The 21,079-nt window shown below is 63.5% G+C and carries 17 protein-coding genes and 2 riboswitches; of the genes, 9 read left to right on the plus strand and 8 right to left on the minus strand.

What is annotated here, in order from left to right; translation table 11 throughout:
• Positions 1 to 47: 47 nt before the first annotated feature.
• From ASE52_RS04280 to ASE52_RS04315, 8 genes are all read right to left on the minus strand, one after another.
• The gene (locus ASE52_RS04280; RefSeq protein ID WP_082606754.1) at positions 48 to 1,112 is read right to left on the minus strand and encodes a MerR family transcriptional regulator; all 1,065 of its coding nucleotides are present in this window, start codon (positions 1,110 to 1,112) and stop codon (positions 48 to 50) included.
• A gap of 138 nt (positions 1,113 to 1,250) precedes the next feature.
• Positions 1,251 to 1,604, minus strand: coding sequence for an FKBP-type peptidyl-prolyl cis-trans isomerase (locus ASE52_RS04285; RefSeq protein ID WP_085940313.1), 354 nt, complete (start codon positions 1,602 to 1,604; stop codon positions 1,251 to 1,253).
• A gap of 194 nt (positions 1,605 to 1,798) precedes the next feature.
• On the minus strand, positions 1,799 to 4,687 hold the full coding sequence (gene gcvP, locus ASE52_RS04290; protein ID WP_057224061.1) for an aminomethyl-transferring glycine dehydrogenase: 2,889 nt from the start codon (positions 4,685 to 4,687) through the stop codon (positions 1,799 to 1,801).
• Positions 4,688 to 4,717: 30 nt separating this feature from the next.
• Positions 4,718 to 5,092: a glycine cleavage system protein GcvH gene (gene gcvH, locus ASE52_RS04295; protein WP_010458679.1), complete on the minus strand. Its 375-nt coding sequence runs from the start codon at positions 5,090 to 5,092 to the stop codon at positions 4,718 to 4,720.
• Positions 5,093 to 5,179: 87 nt separating this feature from the next.
• Positions 5,180 to 6,319: a glycine cleavage system aminomethyltransferase GcvT gene (gcvT, locus tag ASE52_RS04300; RefSeq protein ID WP_057224063.1), complete on the minus strand. Its 1,140-nt coding sequence runs from the start codon at positions 6,317 to 6,319 to the stop codon at positions 5,180 to 5,182.
• A 48-nt stretch (positions 6,320 to 6,367) separates the two neighbouring features.
• A riboswitch (glycine riboswitch) is annotated at positions 6,368 to 6,494 on the minus strand.
• A gap of 21 nt (positions 6,495 to 6,515) precedes the next feature.
• Positions 6,516 to 6,599, minus strand: a riboswitch (glycine riboswitch).
• A 13-nt stretch (positions 6,600 to 6,612) separates the two neighbouring features.
• On the minus strand, positions 6,613 to 7,890 hold the full coding sequence (locus tag ASE52_RS04305) for a TRAP transporter large permease (protein WP_057224065.1): 1,278 nt from the start codon (positions 7,888 to 7,890) through the stop codon (positions 6,613 to 6,615).
• A gap of 85 nt (positions 7,891 to 7,975) precedes the next feature.
• A complete protein-coding gene (locus ASE52_RS04310) occupies positions 7,976 to 8,470 on the minus strand; it encodes a TRAP transporter small permease (protein WP_057224067.1) in 495 nt (164 codons plus the stop codon).
• A gap of 108 nt (positions 8,471 to 8,578) precedes the next feature.
• Positions 8,579 to 9,550 carry a TRAP transporter substrate-binding protein gene (locus ASE52_RS04315; RefSeq protein WP_057224068.1) on the minus strand — a complete coding sequence of 324 codons (972 nt, stop codon included), beginning with the start codon at positions 9,548 to 9,550 and terminating at the stop codon, positions 8,579 to 8,581.
• 366 nt (positions 9,551 to 9,916) lie between these two features.
• Between ASE52_RS04315 and ASE52_RS04320 the strand changes: the two genes are divergently transcribed.
• The 9 genes from ASE52_RS04320 to ASE52_RS04360 all read left to right on the plus strand — a co-directional run bounded on the left by ASE52_RS04320 (position 9,917) and on the right by ASE52_RS04360 (position 20,992).
• On the plus strand, positions 9,917 to 10,375 hold the full coding sequence (locus tag ASE52_RS04320) for an Lrp/AsnC family transcriptional regulator (protein ID WP_010458688.1): 459 nt from the start codon (positions 9,917 to 9,919) through the stop codon (positions 10,373 to 10,375).
• 262 nt (positions 10,376 to 10,637) lie between these two features.
• Entirely contained in the window at positions 10,638 to 11,549 is a 912-nt protein-coding gene (locus ASE52_RS04325) for a LysR family transcriptional regulator (RefSeq protein WP_057224070.1), read from the plus strand.
• Positions 11,550 to 11,884: 335 nt separating this feature from the next.
• Positions 11,885 to 12,709 (plus strand): putative hydro-lyase, encoded by an 825-nt coding sequence (locus ASE52_RS04330; protein WP_241776916.1) that lies wholly within the window; start codon positions 11,885 to 11,887, stop codon positions 12,707 to 12,709.
• A 15-nt stretch (positions 12,710 to 12,724) separates the two neighbouring features.
• Positions 12,725 to 13,690, plus strand: coding sequence for a TRAP transporter substrate-binding protein (locus tag ASE52_RS04335; protein ID WP_010465486.1), 966 nt, complete (start codon positions 12,725 to 12,727; stop codon positions 13,688 to 13,690).
• 61 nt (positions 13,691 to 13,751) lie between these two features.
• Positions 13,752 to 14,300, plus strand: coding sequence for a TRAP transporter small permease (locus ASE52_RS04340; RefSeq protein ID WP_192425349.1), 549 nt, complete (start codon positions 13,752 to 13,754; stop codon positions 14,298 to 14,300).
• Between the two features lie 11 nt (positions 14,301 to 14,311).
• The gene (locus tag ASE52_RS04345; protein ID WP_010465482.1) at positions 14,312 to 15,622 is read left to right on the plus strand and encodes a TRAP transporter large permease subunit; all 1,311 of its coding nucleotides are present in this window, start codon (positions 14,312 to 14,314) and stop codon (positions 15,620 to 15,622) included.
• 80 nt (positions 15,623 to 15,702) lie between these two features.
• The gene (locus tag ASE52_RS04350) at positions 15,703 to 16,668 is read left to right on the plus strand and encodes a TRAP transporter substrate-binding protein (RefSeq protein ID WP_057224072.1); all 966 of its coding nucleotides are present in this window, start codon (positions 15,703 to 15,705) and stop codon (positions 16,666 to 16,668) included.
• Between the two features lie 51 nt (positions 16,669 to 16,719).
• Complete coding sequence (locus tag ASE52_RS04355; protein WP_057224074.1) at positions 16,720 to 17,289, plus strand: hypothetical protein; 570 nt, start codon at positions 16,720 to 16,722, stop codon at positions 17,287 to 17,289.
• 46 nt (positions 17,290 to 17,335) lie between these two features.
• Positions 17,336 to 20,992, plus strand: coding sequence for a hydantoinase B/oxoprolinase family protein (locus ASE52_RS04360; RefSeq protein ID WP_057224076.1), 3,657 nt, complete (start codon positions 17,336 to 17,338; stop codon positions 20,990 to 20,992).
• The last annotated feature ends 87 nt before the right edge of the window (positions 20,993 to 21,079 follow it).

A 21,079-nucleotide genomic window follows, 5' to 3' on the forward strand; every position in this document is an offset into this window, starting at 1 on the left:
GAGCCCTCACGTTGCGTGAGGGTCAAGCGCTTTTCAGCACTTTTTCATCAATGTGTGGGCGACAACGTTGTTTTGGCGGATGTCGGTTTTGTCACTGGCGCAGCATGGGCGAGCGCCGCGTGCAGATAGGCGCGCACGGGCGCGCTCAGGGGGGACCCTGCCTGCAGCAGAGGTTCGTTGGCAGAGGCCGCGACCAGTTTTTGGCGCAGAGGGGGGTTGCCGCGGGTCAACTGGTCGAACAGCGCGTTCCAACGCAGTGCAGCGGCCCGCGCGTTGGGGTGGTGGGGTGGCACGGCGCGGCCCAGAAGCTGCTGGACGTCCTCTTCCAGCGCCGCCCATTGGGTGTAGGGCACATGGCCCAGCGCCCGCAGGTCGTCGCGGGTCAGGTACTTTTCGAGCAGTGCCATGCGCAGCTTGATGGCCGTTTCAATGAACTCGATCATGTCGCCCGGCGGGGCGTGGTTGCGCCCTTGGGTCGTGGGCTCGGTGCGGAACATGTGGCCCCAGCGCTCCAGCAGATCGAGGTCGCCATTCATCCAGTGCAGCATGAGCGCCATCCAGCGGTAGGCCAGCGCCTGCACCTCGGGCGTGTCGGGTGCCAATTGGCGGTCCATGGCGCTGCGCACCAGGTCCTTGACGACCAGCCAGTCGGCCTCGATGAGGTTCCAGTTCTGAAAGATGTGCTTGAGTTCGGCCGAGCTGAAGTACTTGCCGTAGGTCGTCATCAGCGCCAGAGCCTCCAGCCAGTTGCCCATGTCGGGATCGGCACCGGCCATCAGGCCGTCGCGCAGCATGGTCAGGCGCCCGCGCAGTTCCGTGGCCTGCGTGATCTGCTGGTCCAGCGAGCGGATTTGTTGCCCGATGATGCGCTCGGGGGCCATGCCTTCGCCCGCCAGCAGTGCGCCGATATCGCTGAGCGCAAGGCCCATCTGGCGCATGGTCTGGATGCCGTGCAGCCGCTGCACGTCGGCTTGGCTGTACAGGCGATAGCCCGCCTCGGACCGGCCCGAAGGCTTGAGCAGACCGATCTCGTCATAGTGGTGCAGCGTGCGCACCGTGAGGCCGGTACGCCGCGCAAGATCACCGACCTTCAGCAGCACGAGCGACTCCACGACGCATCTTGCGCTCCCACTGAACGATGCAACTGGCGCTCCTCAGGCCAGGGCAGCCGGGCAAGGGCTGCCCCGCAGTGAGGGCTGCGTCCCCCCTGGGGGGAAGGCGCCGCAGGCGACTCAGGGGGAGATTTCATTTCAGCGACCGACTGAAATCAGCTCGATCTCGAAGTTCAGCGTGGCATTGGGTGGAATCACGCCGCCCGCACCCCGGGCGCCGTAAGCGATGGAGGGGGGGCAGGTCAGCTTGGCCTTACCGCCCGGCTTCATGCGCTGCACGCCTTCGGTCCAGCAGGGGATCACGCCGTTGAGCGGGAACGCGGTGGGTTCACCGCGCTTGTAGGAACTGTCGAATTCCTTGCCGTCCAGAAACATGCCTTTGTAGTGCACCTTGACGGTGTCGGTGGCCTTGGGCGAATCGCCCGTGCCTTCCTTGATCGATTCATAGACCAGGCCGCTGGCCGTGGTCACGGGCTTGGCTTGTTGTGCCATGGCGACGGGGGCGATCACAAGGCTGGCAAGCAGCACGCACAGGATGTTGCGCAAAGGGTTCTCCTTGGAGGATGGGATTTCAAACAGGCGCGATCTTAGTCCGGTTCCAGGCCACGCCGGTAACAGGCTTGCCGTGAAAAAGCCTGCACGCAGCCGGGGCTCCATGCAGGCTTTGCAGGCCGAGCCGATGCGGGTCAGGCGTAGTCGCTCACCGGGATGCAGCTGCAGCTCAAATTGCGGTCACCCCACACGTTGTCCACGCGGCCCACGGGCGACCAGTACTTGTTGCTGCGCAAGGCGGCCACGGGGTAGGCAGCGGCTTCGCGGGCGTAGGGGCGGGCCCATTCGTTGCCCAGCAGGCTCTCGGCTGTATGCGGCGCATTCTTGAGCGGGTTGTTGTCCTGCGGCCAGGCGCCCGCCTCGATCTGACGGATCTCTTCGCGGATGGCGATCATCGCGTCGATGAAGCGGTCGATCTCGAACAGCGTCTCGCTTTCGGTGGGTTCCACCATCAGCGTGTTGGGCACGGGGAAGCTCAGCGTGGGCGCGTGGAAGCCATAGTCGATCAGGCGCTTGGCCACGTCCTCGGCCATCACGCCGCTGGTGTCCTTCAACTGGCGCAGATCCAGGATGCATTCGTGCGCCACATGGCCATTGGCGCTCGCGTACAGCGTGGGGTAGTGGTCCTTGAGGCGCGCGCTGATGTAGTTGGCCGAGAGGATGGCCGTCTCGGTCGCGGCCTGCAGGCCCTCGGCACCCATCATGCGGCAGTACATCCAGCTGATGGGCAGCACGGCGGCATTGCCCAGAGGCGCGGCCGAGACGGCGCCCACGCCGCCGGGCACTCCGGCCGTGGCATGGCCTGGCAGGTAGGGCACCAGATCGGCCACCACGCACACGGGGCCCACGCCGGGACCGCCACCGCCGTGGGGGATGCAGAAGGTCTTGTGCAGGTTCAGGTGGCTCACGTCGCCGCCGAACTCCCCGGGGGCTGCCACGCCCACCAGGGCGTTCATGTTGGCACCGTCCACGTACACCCGGCCACCATGCTGGTGCACCAGGGCGCACAGCTCCTTGACCTGGGTTTCGAACACGCCGTGTGTGCTGGGGTAGGTGATCATCACGGCGGCCAGGTTGGCGCTGTGCTGTTCGCATTTGGCTTGCAGGTCGGCCATGTCCACATTGCCGTTGGCGTCGCAGGCGGTCACCACCACCTGCATGCCCACCATTTGCGCGCTGGCCGGGTTGGTACCGTGTGCGCTGCTGGGGATCAGGCAGATGTTGCGGTGGCCGTGGCCCTGGGCCTCGTGGTAGGCCTTGATGGCCAGCAGGCCTGCGTATTCACCCTGGCTGCCGGCGTTGGGTTGCAGGCTGATGCCGGCGTAGCCCGTGGCCTGGCACAGCCAGGCGCGCAGCTGTTCGTCCAGTTCCTGGTAGCCCTGTAGCTGGTGGGCGGGAGCAAACGGGTGCACGTTGGCAAATTCGGGCCAGGTGATGGGGATCATCTCGCTCGTGGCGTTGAGCTTCATGGTGCAGCTGCCCAGCGGAATCATGCTGCGGTCCAGCGCCAGGTCCTTGTCGGACAGCTGGCGGATGTAGCGCAGCATGCCGGTCTCGGAATGGTGGGTGTTGAACACCGGGTGCGTAAGGTAGCTGCTGGTGCGGCGCAGCTCGGCGGGAATCAATGGCTCCACGCCTTTTTCGAATGCGTCAAAAGTGGGCAGCGCCTGGCCATCTTTGGCGAAAACCTTCCACAGCAACTCGATGTCGGCGCGCGTGGTGGTCTCGTCCAACGAGATGCACAGGTAGTTTTCGAAGTAAATTCGCAGGTTGGCGCCCATCTGTACTGCGCGAGAAGCTATGGATTTGGTAGCGCCATCGGTTTTGAGCGACAACGTGTCGAAGCAAGCCTGGGGGCGCACCGGCGCGCCCAGCTGGGTGAGCCCCTTGGCCAGGATGGCGGTGTAGCTGGCCACACGCTGTGCAATGCGCTTGAGGCCTTGGGGTCCGTGGTAGACGGCGTACATGCTGGCAATCACGGCGGGCAGCACCTGCGCAGTGCAGATGTTGGACGTGGCCTTTTCGCGGCGGATGTGCTGTTCGCGCGTCTGCAGGGCCAGGCGGTAGGCGGGCTTGCCATGCACATCCACGCTCACGCCCACCAGGCGGCCGGGCAGGCTGCGCTTGAACTCGTCGCGGCAGGCCATGTAGGCTGCGTGCGGACCACCGGCGCCCATGGGCATGCCAAATCGCTGGGTGGTGCCCACCACAATGTCGGCGCCCCACTCGCCGGGTGCGGTGATCAACGTGAGGGCCAGCAGGTCGGCCGCTGCGATGAAGGCGGCCTGTTTGGCGTGGGCCTTCTCCACATCGGCGCGCAGGTCGTCAATGCGGCCGCTGGTGGCGGGGTACTGGGCCAACACGGCGAAATACTCGCCATTCAGCGCGGCATCCCATTCGGCGGCGGAATTGGCCAGCACCACGTCGATGCCCAGGGGCTTGGCGCGGGTCTGGATCACTTCGATGGTTTGCGGGTGGGCGTCGCCGGCCACCACAAACACATTGCTTTTGCTCTTGACCGAGCGCTTGGCCAGTGTCATGGCCTCGGCGGCGGCGGTGGCCTCGTCCAGCATCGATGCATTGGCAATCGGCATGCCGGTCAGGTCGCACACCATGGTCTGGAAATTGACCAGCGCCTCCATGCGGCCTTGCGAGATCTCGGCCTGGTAGGGCGTGTAGGCCGTGTACCAGGCGGGGTTCTCCAGGATGTTGCGCAGGATGACGCCCGGAGTGTGGGTGCCGTAGTAGCCCTGGCCGATGAAGCTCTTCAAGACCTGGTTCTTCGATGCAATCGCCTTGAGCTCGGCCAGCGCCGCCGCTTCCGTTATCGGCAGGGGCAGGTCCATCGCGGTGCTGCGTGCGATGGAGCGCGGCACGATGCTTTCGATGAGTGCGCGGCGCGAGGCCTCGCCAATCACCGACAGCATGTGTGCTTCGTCGGCCGCGTCGATGCCGATGTGGCGGGGCAGGAATTCGGTGGCGTTTTCAAGCTCGCCAAGCGGCAAGGCGGATTGCATCAACATGGTGGGGCAGTCTCGAAGAGGGAATCAGGGTCAGGCGTTCTTGGCGAAGTCGGCGTAGGTGGCTTCATCCAGCAGCGCATCGAGCTGGCTGGCATCACTGAGCTTGACCTTGAAGAACCAGCCGGCATTGAGCGGGTCGGAGTTGGCCAGCGAAGGGTCGGCACGCAGGGCTTCGTTCACTTCGGTGATTTCGCCAGAGACGGGCATGTACACGTCGGCGGCGGCCTTCACGGACTCCACCACGCCGGCGACGTCGCCCTGGGCAAAGGTCTTGCCCACTTCGGGCAGGTCCACAAACACCACATCGCCCAGCGCGTCTTGCGCGTGGACGGTGATGCCGACCACAGCTGCATTGGCGTCAGCGGCGTTGATCCATTCGTGGTCTTTGGAGAATTTGACGGTCATGGGGAGGCTCCTCAAGCAACTAGAAAAATGAAAGGAATCTGCAATGTAGCGGGCGCAGGCGCGGTCTGTGCGCTGCGCCCGGCGAAATCAGCCACGGAAATAGTTGGCAGGCACGAAGGGCATGGCACGCACTTCCATCGGCACAGCCTTGCCACGCACGATGGCGTTCACGCGCGTGCCCATGGCCGCGAAGGCGGGCGCGACGTAGCCCATGGCCACGGGCTCGTTCACCGTGGGGCCCAGCAGGCCGCTGGTCACTTCGCCGATCTTCTGGCCATCGGTGCTTTGCAATTCGGTGTGTTCGCGCACGGGCACACGCTCCAGCGCCACCAGGCCCACACGTTTGCGCTGCAGGCTGGCGGGGTTGTCGATCTGCGCCAGCACCTTGTCGGCGCCGGGAAATCCGCCTGCGCGTGCGCCTCCCGTGCGGCGCACCTTCTGGATGGCCCAGTTGAGTGCCGCTTCGGGCGGCGTGGTGGTGGTGTCGATGTCGTTGCCGTACAGGCACAGGCCCGCTTCGAGCCGCAGCGAGTTGCGCGCACCCAGTCCGATGGGTTTGACCTCGGGCTGCGCGAGCAGGGCGCGGGCCAGGGTGTCGGCTTGTGCGGCGGGCACCGAGATCTCGAAGCCGTCTTCGCCCGTGTAGCCGCTGCGGGTGACAAAACAGTCGCAGCCGGCAATGGCGAAATCGCCGCCCGTCATGAAAATCAGCTTTTCCACTCCGGGCGCCAGGCGGGCGAGGGCCGTGACGGCCTGCGGGCCCTGCAGCGCCAGCAGCGCATGGTCGGGCATGGGGATCACGTTGCAGCGCTGGCCAATGCGCGCCTGAATGTGGGCAATGTCACCCACCTTGCAGGCGCCGTTCACGATGACGAAGAGCTCGTGGTTGCCCTTGTTGAAGAACATCAGGTCGTCGATGACGGTGCCCTCGTCGGTGAGCAGCAGGCCGTAACGCTGTTTGCCCACGGGCAGGTCGATCACGTCCACAGGCATCAGAGTTTCAAACGCCGCAGCAGCATCGGGGCCGACGAGCTTGAGCTGGCCCATGTGCGAGACGTCGAACAATCCTGCCGCGCTGCGCGTGTGCTGGTGCTCAGCCATCAGGCCCGCAGGGTATTGCACGGGCATGGAATAGCCGGCAAACGGCACCATGCGGGCGCCCAGCTCGATGTGCAGGGCGTTCAGGGGCGTGGTGAGCAGGGGCGAGGACGTGGCAGGGGATGACATGGCGGACTCCGGGCAAATAGGGGCCGCGACCACAAAGGTGGCCACGGGATTTGCCCTGCTGTCCGCTTTACCTGAGAGATTCACCGCAGCGCCCTGGCTGGCCATGCGGTTTGCTCCTTCGGTGGATGGCCTCATCACGCGATGCGGCGGGCCATCTCTCTCCAGCAAGGGAACGCCCGCATCACTGCGGGCGGTTGTCAGTCCTTTTGCCTGAGCGTTCGGCTGCTGCCTGCGCCTTCGGCGGTGCGTTGGCCCGTGGGGCTTGGCACTCTCTCCTGACTGGGCGATTCTAACTACTTCGCGTAGACCAGATCGCGAAGTGCCAGCGAGATCGAGGGGATGTATGTGATGATCAACAGGCACACCAGAATCACGCCGACAAACGGCAGAAGGTGTTTGATGATCCGGTCCAGCGAGATCTTTGCCACCGTGCAGGCTGCAAACAGGTTCACTCCAAAAGGCGGAGTGATCATGCCAAGCGCCAGGTTCACCACCATGATCAGGCCGAAGTGCACTGGGTCGATACCGAAGTGCATGGCCACCGGTGCCAGGATAGGGGCCAGAACGATGATGGCTGCGCTGGTCTCGATGAACATGCCAATCACGAAAAGCGCGGCGTTCACACCCAGCAGGAACAGGGCCGGGGACTGCAGCACCGCCTCCAGCCAGCGGCCGATGGCATCGGGCACACCAGCGCGCGTGATGAGGAACGCGAACAGCCCCGCGTTGGCGATGATGAACATGATCACCGCCGAGGAGATGGCCGACTTGCGCAGGATGGCGAACAAGTCCCTGAGCTTGATCTCGCGGTAGATCACCACGCCCACGATGAGTGCGTAGAACACGGCCACGGCCGACGCCTCGGTGGGGGTGAACACACCGCCGTAGATGCCGCCCAGGATGATCACCGGCATCAGCAGCGCCCAGCCAGCCTGCCAAGTGGCTTGGCCGAAGGGCATGCGGCCTTCACCGTCGTTCTTGCCCCATCCCTTCCACTTGCAATACGCCCAGACAAAAAGCATCAGCGCCCCGCTGATCAGAAGGCCGGGACCAAAACCTGCAATGAACAGCTCGCCAATCGACACTTCGGCGCTCACACCGTAAAGGATCATCGGAATGGAAGGCGGAATGATCACGCCCAGCTCGGCGCTGGTGGCCTGCAACGCCGCAGCGTAGCTGGTGGGGTAGCCATGTTTGATAAGCGCAGGAATCAGGATGGCGCCAATCGCAAACGTGGTGGCCACTGACGAGCCCGACACGGCCGCAAAGATCATGCAGGTCAGCACGCAGGTCATGGGCAGGCCACCCTGCACGCCGCCGACGATGCTCTTGGCAAACTCCACCAGACGGCGAGAGATGCCGCCCGTTTCCATCAGATTGCCTGCCAGGATGAAGAACGGAATGGCCGCCAGCGGAAACTTGTTGATGGACGCGAACATCTCCTTGACGGAAATGAGCATGTTCGCGTTCGATGCCTGGATGCCCAGGATGGACGCGAGCCCGATGGAAACGGCCACCGAGATGGTGAGCGCAAAGCACAGCACCATCGTTGAAATCATGACCACGCTCATTGTTGGTCCCCCACGCTCGGCATTGCATGTCCTCGCTGCCCCCCGAGGGGGCCGTTCGCTTGCTTGAGGCGGCTCGGCACGGCGCTCATTGGGCAGTCTCCAGTTCCATGCGAAGGGGGTCGATGAGGTTGCCGATGATGCCCACCACGCAAAACAGGCCCCCGACAGGCATGGCCAGGTAGGCCCAGAACATGGACACGGATTCCAGCCCGGCCATGCTTTGCACACCGCCACGTTTGGCGTAGTCCCAGCCCCACCAGATGATCACGCCGATGAGCGCCAGGGCCGCGATGGACACTATCCAGTCGAGCACGCGCCGCATCTTCGGTGGACTCCAGCGGTACAGCACATCCACGCTCACCATCGCACCCTGGCGGAAGGCGGCGGGGATGGCGAGGAACACCATCCAGATCAGGCTGAAACGGATCAGCACCTCGGTCCATTCTGCGGGCTGCTCCAGCACGAATCGCGTCACGATCTGGAACATGCCGAGCGCGGACGCCACTGCCAGCATGGCGCACGCGGCCAGCATGGCGAAGGAGGTCGTCCAGCGCTCAAAGGTCAGGAAAGCATTTTTCATGGGGCAGGGCCAGCCACGGGAGAAAGGGAGGGGAGAAAAGGCAAGAACCAAACGCCCGGTAGCTGGAGTGCCACAGGCGTTTGGTTCCAGAGCGCGGAGCGCACAGGGTTACTTCACGTCGCGGATCTTGTCGAGCGTGGCCTTGCCGAATTGCTTTTCGAACTCTGCATTCACCGGGGCCAGCGCGGCGACGAACTTGGCCTTGTCCACGTTGTCGATCACCGTCATACCCTTGGCTCGCAGGTCGGCCACACCCTTGGCATCGTCTTCATCGACGCGGGCGCGGTTTGCCTTGGTGCCTTCCTTGGCGGCGTCCAGAAACGCCTGCTTGTCGGCAGCGCTGAGCTTGTCGAACGAGGCCTTGTTCATCACGAAGATGCACGGCGAGTAGACGTGGCCCGTGAGCGTCAAGTGCTTTTGCACTTGGTCGAACTTGGCCGAGATGATCACCGGCAGCGGGTTCTCCTGCCCGTCCACGGTGCCTTGTTGCAAGGCCGTGAACACTTCGGGGAAGGCCATGGGCGTGGTGATGATGCCAAAGCCCTTGTACGCGGCAATGTGCACGGGGTTTTCCATCGTGCGCATCTTCAGGCCCTTGAGGTCACCGGGCTCTTTCACGTCGCGCTTGCTGTTGGTCATGTGGCGAAAACCGTTCTCGGCCCAGGCCAGGGCCTTGAAGCCCTTGCTGTCGAACTTGGTCAGCATCTCTTGGCCGATAGGGCCGTCCAGCACGGCGCGGGCATGGGCCTTATCGCGGAACAGGAAGGGCACGTCCAGGATCTTGGTGTCTGGCACAAAGTTGGGGATGGGGCCTGTGGAGCTGAAGGCCAGTTCCTGCGTGCCCAGTTGCACGGCTTCGATCGACTCGCGCTCGCCGCCGAGGGCGCCGTTGTAGAAGGTCTGCACCTTGTAGCGACCGCCTGTGCGCTTTTCAACTTCCTTGGCAAACGTGTCGATGGCCACACCCTGGTGGGAGTTCTGGGCCGTAGAAATGCTGATGCGCATGGTGGTTTGCGCGGCAGCGGAGGCCACAAAGCCGAGCGCGAGGCTCAGGCCGACGACGAGTTTGGTCAGTTGCATGCTGTCTCCTGTTGATGGTGGGCTGGGGCCGAAGGGATGCGCGGAGCTCCTTGCGGAGCGGGCCCCGAGCGCTTCCAAATTATGGTGGTGCCGCATCGGCGCAGGCATCGGGGTTTGTGCTGGTAAGCGTGCTTACTAACTGTGCACCGAGGTGCCCCCCAGTCCAAGGGTCGACCTGCAAATGCCAAGGGCCCCGTGCTGGCGGTAACCAGCCGGGGCCTTGTCAGTTTGTGCACTCCGGTAAGAGCGCCTTGATGGAAGAAGTATGCGCTGCAGGGATGAGATGAATTTGCTGAATTCTCTTTGAAACATTCAACTGTCAGAATAATTTTCTGAATTTGTAGGAATCAGTGAATAATCAAACTTATGGATCGACTGGATAGAAAAATTCTCGCTGTGCTGCAGGGCAACGCCCGCGCCAGCCTGCAAGAGATCGGGCAAGCCGTGGGCTTGAGCGCGTCACCTTGTTGGGGCCGCATCAAGAAGATGGAAGAGGCGGGTGTGATCCAGGGTTACACCGTGCGCATCAACCCGCAGTCGCTGGACCTGGCCGACACGGTGCTGGTGCAGGTCACGCTCGACAGCCACTCCGACAACACGCTCGAAAAGTTCGGCGAAACGCTGGCCAGCATCCCCGAGGTGATCGAGGCGCACCTGGTGTCGGGCGACTACGACTACCTGCTGCGCATCGTCGTGAAGGACACGCGCGACTACGAGCGCCTGCTGCGTGAGAAGCTCTACAAGATCAAGGGCATCCGGCACAGCCGCTCCAGTTTTGTACTGCGCACGCTCAAGAAGGCGGACCTCCCCCTTTTTGTGGGATGAATTTGATTAAAAATGGCCGTTGGCGCTTGTCTGTAAAGCGCTAATAGCTATCAATTTAATAGTATTTGCATCAGGTGCCAATTCCAACGCACAGGCATCAAGGAACACCCGCCGTGTTCTGTTTCTGCGGTTCTGAGGCTGTAGGGCATGCAGATCAACGGCAGAATGGCCCCGCCTTTTGCACTGGTTTCGGTGGGTTGCACCACCACGGTGCGCAGCCAGAGGGCTTGAAGCGTGCCAGCACGGCCGGAGAACCACCACCATGAACCTGCGTTTTGTCGAAGCCTTTTATTGGGTTGCCTCCCTCAAGAGCGTGACGCGCGCGGCGGAAAAACTCTTTCTGACCCAGTCGGCCATGTCCAGCCGCGTGGCGGCGCTGGAGGAAGAACTCGGTGTGCTGCTGCTGGACCGGCGCGACAAACACTTCAAGCTCACTGTGGCGGGCACCCGGTTTCTCACGTATGCGAAACGCATGCTGGAACTGCAGCGCCAGCTCAAGACCGAGATGGGCTCGGGCGGCCCGCTGGAAGTGTCGATCCGCCTGGGCGCGATTGAGTCGGTGCTCCACTCATGGCTCATTCCCTGGGTGGAACAACTGCGCAAGGACAACCCGCTGCTGGAGCTGGAGCTTACGGTCGAGTCCACACCTGTGTTGCTCGACCAGATCCGCCGGGGCACGCTGGATGCCGTGTTTGCGGCGCTGCCTGCGTCGGCGGACGGTATCCGCAGCCAGGCGCTGACGCCCATGGAGATGGTGTTCGTCGGCAACAGCAAGATCCACCGCAAGCGCCGCTATGCGCCTGAAGACTTTGCCGGTACCGACATCCTGACGTTCCAGCGTGGCTCCCAGCCCCATGTGTACCTGCTGGACACGCTGCGCCAGGCGCAGGTGGAGCCGCGCTGCGTGCACACCATTTCCTCGATCTCCGCCATGGTGCAGCTGGTACAGGGTGGCTTTGGTGTGGCCACCCTGCCGCGCCTGGCGGTGGAGCGGATGCTGGCGTTCCCGGATCTGCGCGCGTTGGCCTGCGACATCGTCCTGCGGCCACTGCCCATTCATGTGAGCTACCGCGAGGACCCCTCATCCCCGGCAATGGAGGCGATCGTGCGATCCGCGCTCAGCTTCATTGAGGCACAACCACCGCAGCCCAAGACGCGCAAGGCCCGCGCCTGAGCGCGAGGACCCCGCACGCTCCTTTTTTCTGCTGCGCGCACTTCCGTTGCGCTGTCTGCATTTCCGCTTCCGCATTGAGGACTTCGCATTGAAATGGCGTGCGGGGTTCCGCGCGACCGCGCTGGTTCAGATACTCCTTTCAAGGGTCCGGGTTAACCCTTGCAGCAATCACAAGGGTTAACCCTAAGCACCAAATTGGTTTGCCTCGCCCCAATGAAGTGCATCGAAAAAATCGATGAGCTAAGAGAAATTTTTTGAATTTGCCAGCGCAGTTACACCCCAACACAATCCGTCCAACGTCATGCAATTGACTTTTCTCAATGCAAGGAAATACGGTGGACTTAGCTCAAGAAAATTCGCTCGCGGTGTTTGGCCCTGATGGCACCAGCAACCCGAACCATGTCCGCGACACCATCCGAAAAGGACTGTGGACATCGCACACCAGCGGTCTCGCAGACGGCCATGTTCAAGGCAACGTGGTCATCCTGCCCGAGGTGCTTGCCAGTGACTTCCTGCGGTTCTGCCAACGCAACCCCAAGCCATGCCCCGTGCTGGCTGTCAGCGAGCCTGGCCAGTTCGCCCTGCCTTCGCTGGGCAAAGGCATCGACATCCGCAGCGATGTGCCGCTGTACCGTGTTTGGCGCCACGGTGAAATGTCGGAGGAGGTGGCGGACATTGCCAGCCTCTGGCGGCCGGACCTGGTCACCTTCATTCTCGGCTGCTCGTTCTCGTTCGAATCGGCATTGATCGAGGCAGGCATTCGCCTGCGCCACATTGACGAAGGCAAGAACGTGGCCATGTTCCGCACCAGCCTGCAGACCGAGCCCGCCGGCCCCTTCGGCGGTGCCATGGTGGTCACCATGCGTCCCATGCCCGCCGCGGAGGTGATCCGTGCCGTGCAAGTCACCTCACGTTTTCCCAATGTGCATGGAGCCCCTGTGCATATCGGTGACCCCGCCCTGATCGGCATCGCCGATCTGGCCCATCCCGACTACGGGGACGCCGTAGCGCTGATGCCCGGTGAGATCCCTGTTTTCTGGGCCTGCGGCGTGACACCGCAATCGGCCATCTTGAACGCCCAGCCCGCGTTCTGCATCACGCATGCGCCGGGTTGCATGCTGGTCACCGACCTTCTCAACCACCAACTTGCCAGTTTTTAAACAAGGAGCTACCCCATGAAAAAAATTACTTTTGGTCTCTGCGCCGTTGCCTTGGCGGGACTCTCGCAGGCCCAGGTCAAGTGGGATCTGCCGTCCGGCTATGCCGTGAATACCTTCCAGGTGCAGAACCTACAGCAGTTCGTGCAGGACGTGGACAAGGCTACGGGGGGCAAGCTCAAGATCGCGGTGCATCCCAATGCCTCGCTGTTCAAGGCCAACGAGATCAAGCGCACGGTGCAGTCCGGCCAGGTGGCTTTGGGTGAGTTCATTTTGTCGGGCGCTGCCAATGAGGCGCCCGTCTACGGCGTGGACTCCATTCCGTTCCTGGCGACGAGCTATGCGGACTCCAAGCGCCTGGACCAGGCCTCGCGCCCGCTGCTGGTCAAGACGCTGGGTGCACAGGGCATGAAGCTTTTGTACACCGTGCCATGGCCTGCACAGAGTCTGTACTCGGTCAAGCCCGTCACGGCGTTGAAGGATCTCAAGGGCACCAAGATGCGTGCCTACAACCCAGCCACCTCGTACATCGCCACGGCGGTGGGTGCGCAGCCCGTCACCATCCAGCTGGCGGAGCTGTCCGCAGCATTGGCCACGGGCACGGTGGACAACTTCCTCACCTCTAGCGCCAGTGGTGTGGACAGCAAGCTGTACGAGACCGTGAAGTACTTCTACGGTGTGGCTGCCTGGCTGCCCCGCAATGCCGTGGTGGTGAACCAGAAGGCGTTCGACGCGCTGGACAAGCCGACCCAGGAATCCCTGCTGGCCCAGGCTGCCGTGGCCGAACAACGGGGTTGGGCCATGAGCGAGAAGAAAGACCAGGAATATCTGAAGGAACTGGCAGCCAAGGGCATGCAGGTGGATGTGAGCGCCACGAGCCTGAAGGCAGAGCTCAAGGCCGTCGGTGAGCGCATGACCGCAGACTGGATCAAGACCGCTGGCGATGACGGCAAGGCTGTCATCGACGCCTACAACAAGAAGTGAGATGGACGTGTCTATCCTGTCTCAAACCCCTTTGGCCGTGGGCGATGCCGCCACGGTGAAGATGCCGCCGCACCTGCTGCGGCGCATGCTGGACGGTGCCTACCTTGCCGCCGGTGCCGTGGGTGCCGCCTGCATTGCGGTCATCTGCGTACTGATGGTGGTGCAGTCCCTGGGGCGCCAGTTCGGGTTTCCCACTGGCGCCATCAACGACGTGGTGGCCTGGCTGTGCGCGGCGGCGGCTTTTCTCACCATGGCGCATGCCTTCAAGCACGGCGATTTCGTGCGCGTGACGCTGGTGCTGGAAAAGCTCTCGCCCGGCATGCGCCGCAAATACGAAGTGGCCTGCCTGAGCATCGCGGCGCTGGCCATCGGCTACCTGACCTGGTGGGCCTGCATCTTCACCTATGAGAGTTGGCAGTTCCATGAACTGGCCCAGGGGCTGTGGGCGATCCCCATCTGGATCCCGCAACTGAGCTTTGCCTTGGGCTCCCTGCTGTTCTTCGTGGCTGTCATCGATGAATGGTGGATCGTGGTGCGGGGCGGCATTCCTACCTTTGTGCGGCTGGTGGAAGAGCGCCACGCCAAGGGTGACTTTTCTTCGGACCTTTAAGGAGCATCACCATGGACATTCTTTCCATCGGCGCTTTCCTGCTGCTGCTCATGCTCCTCATGCTGTCCGGCGGTGTCTGGATCGCCATGACGCTGGCCATCTGCGGATGGGTCGGCCAGGCCTACTTCACCAACAGCCAGCCCGGCTTGAACCTCTTCTCCGCGTTTTGGGAGAGCAATGCCAGCTGGGAACTGGCCGCGCTGCCCTTGTTCATCTGGATGGGTGAAATCCTGTTCCGCACCCGCTTGAGTGAAGACATGTTCACGGGGCTGGCCCCCTGGCTGGGCAAAGTGCCCGGGCGGCTGTTCCATACCACCATCCTGGGCTGCGGCATTTTCGGTTCAGTCTCGGGATCGTCGGCGGCCACTTGCGCCACCATTGCCAAGGTCTCGCTGCCTGCGCTCAAAAAACGTGGCTACGACGAGAGCATCGCCATCGGTTCGCTGGCCACCGCCGGTACCCTGGGCATCCTGATTCCCCCGTCCATCACCATGGTGGTGTATGCGGTGGCGGCCGATGCCTCCATCATTCGCATCTTCCTGGCAGGCTTTCTGCCAGGGCTGCTGCTGATGCTGCTGTTCTCCGGCTACATCGCCTGGTGGTCGGTGCGCAACAAGGAACGCATGCCTGCGGACGAACCACCCACCACGTTCCGCGAAAAGCTGCACCTGTCGCGCAACCTGATTCCCTGCGCGCTGCTGATCGTGTTCATCTGCTGGTCCTTGGTGGCCGGCTGGGCGACGGCGACGGAATGTGCTGCGTATGGCGTGGTGGGGGCACTGGCCCTGGCCGCATGGTGTAAGGCACTGACCTGGCAGAACTTCAAGGAAGGCCTGGCGGGCTCGGCCCGCACCAGCTGCATGATCATGTTCATCCTGGCGGGTGCTGCCTTCTTGACCAAGACCATGGCTTTCACCGGCATCCCACGCGAGCTGGCCGAATGGGTGGACTCGATGCACCTGTCGCCCTATGCATTGATTGCCTGCCTGGTGGGGGTGTACCTGGTCCTGGGCACCGCGCTGGATGGCATCAGCATGATCGTGCTGACCGCTGCCGTGGTCATGCCCATGATCGAAAAGGCGGGCTTTGACCTCATCTGGTTTGGCATCTTCGTGATCCTGCTGGTGGAGATCGCCGAGGTCACGCCACCTGTGGGCTTCAACCTCTTCGTGCTGCAGAACATGACGGGCAAGGACAGCAACCTCATTGCCAAGGCGGCCATACCGTTCTTCCTGTGCCTGGTGGTCTGCATCGGCCTGATCACGGCCTTCCCGCAGATCGTCACCATCGTCCCTGACCTCGTCATGGGGCAGTCGAAGTAGCCAGCCACCCGGCTTTTCACTGTGCCCTCCAGCGCACCCGTTCTGCGCTGGCGTCCACTTCCCCCCTTCAGGAGCTTGCCATGAAGAACATGGTCTTGTTGGCCGCGCTTGCCGTGGCCCCGGTGGTGCACGCCCAGACCCAGTGGAAGCTGGCCACGGGCTACCGTGCTGAGTCGTTTCATACGCGCAACGTTGTCCAGTTTGCGCAGGATGTGGAGCGTGCTTCGGCAGGCGCACTGCGCATCGAGGTGCATGCCAACAATGCCTTGTTCAAGCTGGGGGAAATCCCGCAGGCGGTGCAGGACGGCAAGGCCCAGGCGGGGGAGACCATCATGACCAGCCTGGTGCGCGAAATTCCCCTGGCAGGGGCCGATTCCGTGCCTTTTGTGGTGCGCAGCTATGCCGACGCGCGGCGCATGTGGGATGTGCAGCGTCCGCTGATCGAAGTGCACATGGCGCGCAAGGGGCTCAAGGCTCTGTATGCCGTGCCCTGGCCCCCACAGGGGCTGTTCACCACGGCCTCGGTGCGTTCGTCGGTGGATTTCAAGGGCACCCGCATGCGCACCTACAACCCGGGCACGGTGCGCATTGCCGAGTTGCTCGGTGCCACGCCGGTGGATGTGCCCATGGTCGAGGTCAACCAGGCCTTGGCGGCCGGAAAGCTGGACTCGATGATCACCTCGGCCCTGACTGGCGTGGAAAACCAGGTCTGGGGCCAGATCAAGCAGTACTACGGCATCAACGCCTGGTTCCCCAAGAACATCGTCTTTGTGAACCAGCAGGCGTTTGATGCACTGCCCGCCCCGGTACGCCAGGCCGTCAGTCAGGCTGCGGCCGAGGCCGAAAAACGGGGGTGGGCGATGAGCGCTGCGGTGGCCGAGGAATCGGTGACCGAGCTGCAGCGCAAGGGCATCAAGGTCGAACCCCCCTCGGCCGTGCTTGACACCGAGCTCAAACGCCTGGGCGAGCGGTTTTCCCGCGAATGGGTGCGGTCCGTGGGGAGCGAGGCCAACCAGCTCTTCATCCCGTACTACACGCAGCGCTAAGTCGTCGCAGGAATCACCCAGCAAGCACACGGCAATCACCAAGGAATCACCATGCAAACCCCTTCAGACACCATCGAGATGTATCTGCTGGCCAAGGATGGCAACCGGCCCCACCTGATGGAGCGGGCCTTCGCTGGCGGCGCACTGTTGCGCATGGATGTGCGGCAGGGCGACATGGGTTTTCCGCCCCTGGCCCACGGCCGCGACGCCATTGCCGAAACCCTGGTGCGCCACTTTGGCCGCACCTATGAAAACGTCTACAGCTTCTGCCTCGCCGATCCTCCGGATCCCGCGTGCTCGGAGTTTCACTGCCCCTGGCTCGTGGCCATGACAGAAAAAGACAGCCGCGCCGTGCGCCTGGGTTGCGGCCAGTACCACTGGCGCTTTGCGCCGGGTACGCGCCTGGCGCAGGAGCTGAGCATCGTGGTGGACAGCATGCAAACCCTGCCGCCCTCGGACATCCATGTCGTGATGCCCTGGATCGCGGCGCTGGACCGCCCCTGGTGCGATGCAGACCGGGCGATAGCGACGGCACCTTCCATCCCTTCGGTGCATGCGGTGCTGGAGGCGTTGGCCCGAACACCGGTTTTGGCCCCTTCGTCCCTGGCCCTGGCGGCCTGAGCGGCGCGCCGAACACTTTCTTTTCACCTTTGCAAACCATCACACCATGACCCAACTTGCACCCTCCATCCACATCCCCCGCTGGCAGTTCTGGATTGACCGTGGGGGTACATTCACCGACATCGTGGCCAAGCGGCCCGATGGCTCGCTGACCACCCACAAGCTGCTGTCGGAAAACCCTGAGCAGTACAAGGATGCCGCCGTGGCGGGCATTCGCCACCTGCTGGGTCTCAAACCCGGTGAGCCTGTTACACCCGCGCTGGTGGAATGCGTGAAGATGGGCACCACCGTGGCCACGAATGCGCTGCTGGAGCGCAAGGGCGAGCCCACACTGCTGGTGACCACGCGCGGTTTTCGCGATGCACTTCGCATTGCCTACCAGAACCGCCCACGCCTGTTCGACCGCCATATCCAGTTGCCCGAGCTTTTGTACACTGAGGTGATCGAAGCGCGCGAACGTGTGGGCGCCCATGGCGACGTGTTGCAGGCACTGGACGAGCCCAGCCTGCGGGGTGATCTGCTGGCGGCTTACGCGCGTGGCCTGCGCAGCGTGGCCGTCGTTTTCATGCACGGCTACCGCTACACCCAACACGAGCAGGCTGCCCAGCGCATTGCCCGGGAAGTGGGCTTCACGCAGATCAGCACCTCGCACGAAACCAGCCCCATGATGAAATTCGTGAGCCGGGGCGACACGACAGTGGTGGATGCCTACCTGTCGCCCATCTTGCGCCGCTATGTGGAGCAGGTGGCCAGCGAGATGCCGGGCGTGAAGCTTTTCTTCATGCAATCGTCGGGTGGGCTCACCGATGCCGGAACGTTTCAGGGCAAGGACGCGATTCTGTCCGGACCCGCGGGCGGCATTGTGGGCATGGCGCGGACTGCAGGGCTGGCGGGGCATGAAAAAGTCATCGGCTTTGACATGGGCGGCACGTCCACCGACGTGAGCCACTACGCCGGTGCGTTCGAGCGCGAGTTCGAGACCCATGTGGCGGGTGTGCGCATGCGTGCGCCCATGATGAGCATCCACACGGTGGCCGCTGGCGGCGGCTCGGTGCTGGCCTATGACGGTGCCCGTTTTCGCGTGGGCCCTGAAAGTGCGGGTGCCAACCCGGGTCCGGTGAGCTACCGCCGGGGCGGGCCACTGGCTGTGACCGATGCCAATGTGATGGTGGGCAAGGTGCAGCCACGTTACTTCCCCAGCGTGTTTGGCCCTGCAGCCAACGAAACACTGGATGCCGACGCAGTGCGCGCGCGGTTTGAAGCCATCGCCGCCCAGACCCAGCGCAAACCCGAAGAAGTGGCCGAGGGTTTCATCCAGATTGCCGTCCAGCAGATGGCCAACGCCATCAAGAAAATCAGCGTGGCGCGGGGCTACGACGTGACGCGCTACACCCTGCAGTGTTTTGGTGGTGCGGGTGGCCAGCACGCCTGCCTGGTGGCCGATGCCCTCGGCATGACCCGCGTGTTCGTCCATCCGCTGGCCGGGGTGTTGAGCGCTTACGGCATGGGCCTGGCCGACCAGACCGTGATCCGCGAGCAAGCGGTGGAGATGCCGCTGGCCACCGCATCGCTGCCGCTGATTGCCGAACGCCTGGACACCCTGGGCTCCGCAGCCCAGGCCGAGCTGGAGGGCCAGCAGGTCAGCGTCAACCCGGTGCAGGTGCGCCACAACGTGCATGTGCGCTACGAAGGCACCGATTCAGCCCTGGTGGTGCCGTTTGGCGACATGGCCAGCATCCAGTCGGCCTTTGAGACGGCCTACCGCCAGCGCTTTGCCTTCCTGATGGCGGGCAAAGGGCTGGTGGTGGAGGCCGTCTCGGTGGAGGCCATGATTGCAGGCGACGCTCCTGCAGAGCCGCGCCTGGCGGTGCACCCGCACCGCAAGCACCCGCTGCGCGAAACGGTGAAGATGTACTCGGGCAGCGAGTGGCACGACGCCGCGCTGGTGGTGCGCGAAGACCTGCACCCCGGCGATGTGATTCCCGGTCCGGCCATCATTGCCGAGAAGAACACCACCACGGTGGTGGAGCCCGGCTGGTCCGCCCGCCTGACCGACCTGGATCACCTGGTGCTGGACCGCGTCACGGCCCGCAAGGTGCAGTACGCGGCCGGCACCACGGTGGACCCGGTGCTGCTGGAGGTGTTCAACAACCTGTTCATGAACATCGCCGAGCAGATGGGCCTGCAGCTGCAGAACACGGCGTACTCGGTGAACATCAAGGAGCGCCTGGACTTCAGCTGCGCGCTGTTCGATGCCACCGGCAACCTGATTGCCAACGCGCCGCACATGCCCGTGCACCTGGGCTCCATGGGCGAGAGCATCAAGACCGTGATCCGCGAGAACGCGGGCAAGATGCACCCGGGCGATGTGTACATGCTCAACGACCCGTACCACGGTGGCACCCATCTGCCCGATGTGACGGTGATCACCCCGGTGTACGTGGCCGAGGGCTCCGAGCCCACGTTCTATGTGGGCAGCCGGGGCCACCATGCCGACATCGGCGGCACCACCCCGGGCTCGATGCCACCGTTCTCCACGCGCATCGACGAAGAGGGTGTGCAGATCAACAACGTGAAGCTGGTGGACCGGGGCGTTTTCCTGGAAGAAGAAGTGCGCAGCCTGCTGACGACGGGCGGCGGCACCACGTCGTATCCCAGCCGCAACCCCCAGCAGAACCTGGCCGACCTGCGTGCGCAAATCGCCGCCAACGAAAAAGGCGTGCAGGAACTCTCGAAGATGGTGGACCAGTTCAGCCTGGATGTCGTGCAGGCCTACATGCGCCATGTGCAGGACAACGCCGAAGAGTCCGTGCGCCGCGTGATCACGCAGCTCAAGGACGGGCAGTTCACCCTGCCGCTGGACAACGGCGCGCAGATCAGCGTGTCGGTCAAGGTCAACGTGGCCGAGCGCAGCGCGGTGATCGACTTTGCGGGCACCAGCGCGCAGCAGACCAACAACTTCAACGCGCCGCGTGCGGTGTGCATGGCTGCGGTGCTGTACGTGTTCCGTACGCTGGTGGACGACGACATTCCGCTCAATGCGGGCTGCCTGAAACCTCTGCAGGTGATCATCCCGCAGGGCTCCATGCTCAACCCGAATCCGCCGGCCTCGGTGGTGGCGGGCAACGTCGAGACCTCCACCTGCATCACCAATGCGCTGTTCGGCGCCCTGGGCGTGATGGCGGGCAGCCAGCCCACCATGAACAACTTCACCTTTGGCAATGCGCAGTACCAGTACTACGAAACCATTGCCGGCGGCAGCGGTGCGGGTGCGGTGTTCGATGCTTCAGGCCGCACGGTGCGCGGGTTTGACGGCACCAGCGTGGTCCAGACGCACATGACCAATTCGCGCCTGACCGACCCCGAGGTGCTGGAGTTCCGCTTCCCCGTGGTGCTCGACAGCTACGAGATCCAGCGCGGTTCTGGCGGGGCAGGCCGCTGGGCGGGTGGCGATGGCGGCGTGCGGCGCGTGCGCTTTCTGGAGGCCATGACGGCCAGCATCCTGTCCAACGGGCGCTTGAACCCTGCGTTTGGCATGGCAGGCGGCCAACCCGGCCGACCTGGCGCCAACCGTGTGCTGCGTGCCAACGGCCAGGTGGAAGAACTGGGCCATATCGGTGCGGCACTGATGGAGCCCGGCGATGTGTTCGAGATATCGACCCCCGGTGGTGGCGGCTACGGTGAAGAGTGCGCCGTGCATTGACGCGCAAGCCGGAGGCGCGTTGCCTCCGGCCCTGCGCAGTGGCACGGCGTTTGCGTTCTTTCCCATGCTGCTTTGCGGGCAGTGGGA

Source organism: Acidovorax sp. Root275 (assembly GCF_001428965.1).
In the GTDB taxonomy this organism is placed as follows: domain Bacteria; phylum Pseudomonadota; class Gammaproteobacteria; order Burkholderiales; family Burkholderiaceae_C; genus Acidovorax; species Acidovorax radicis.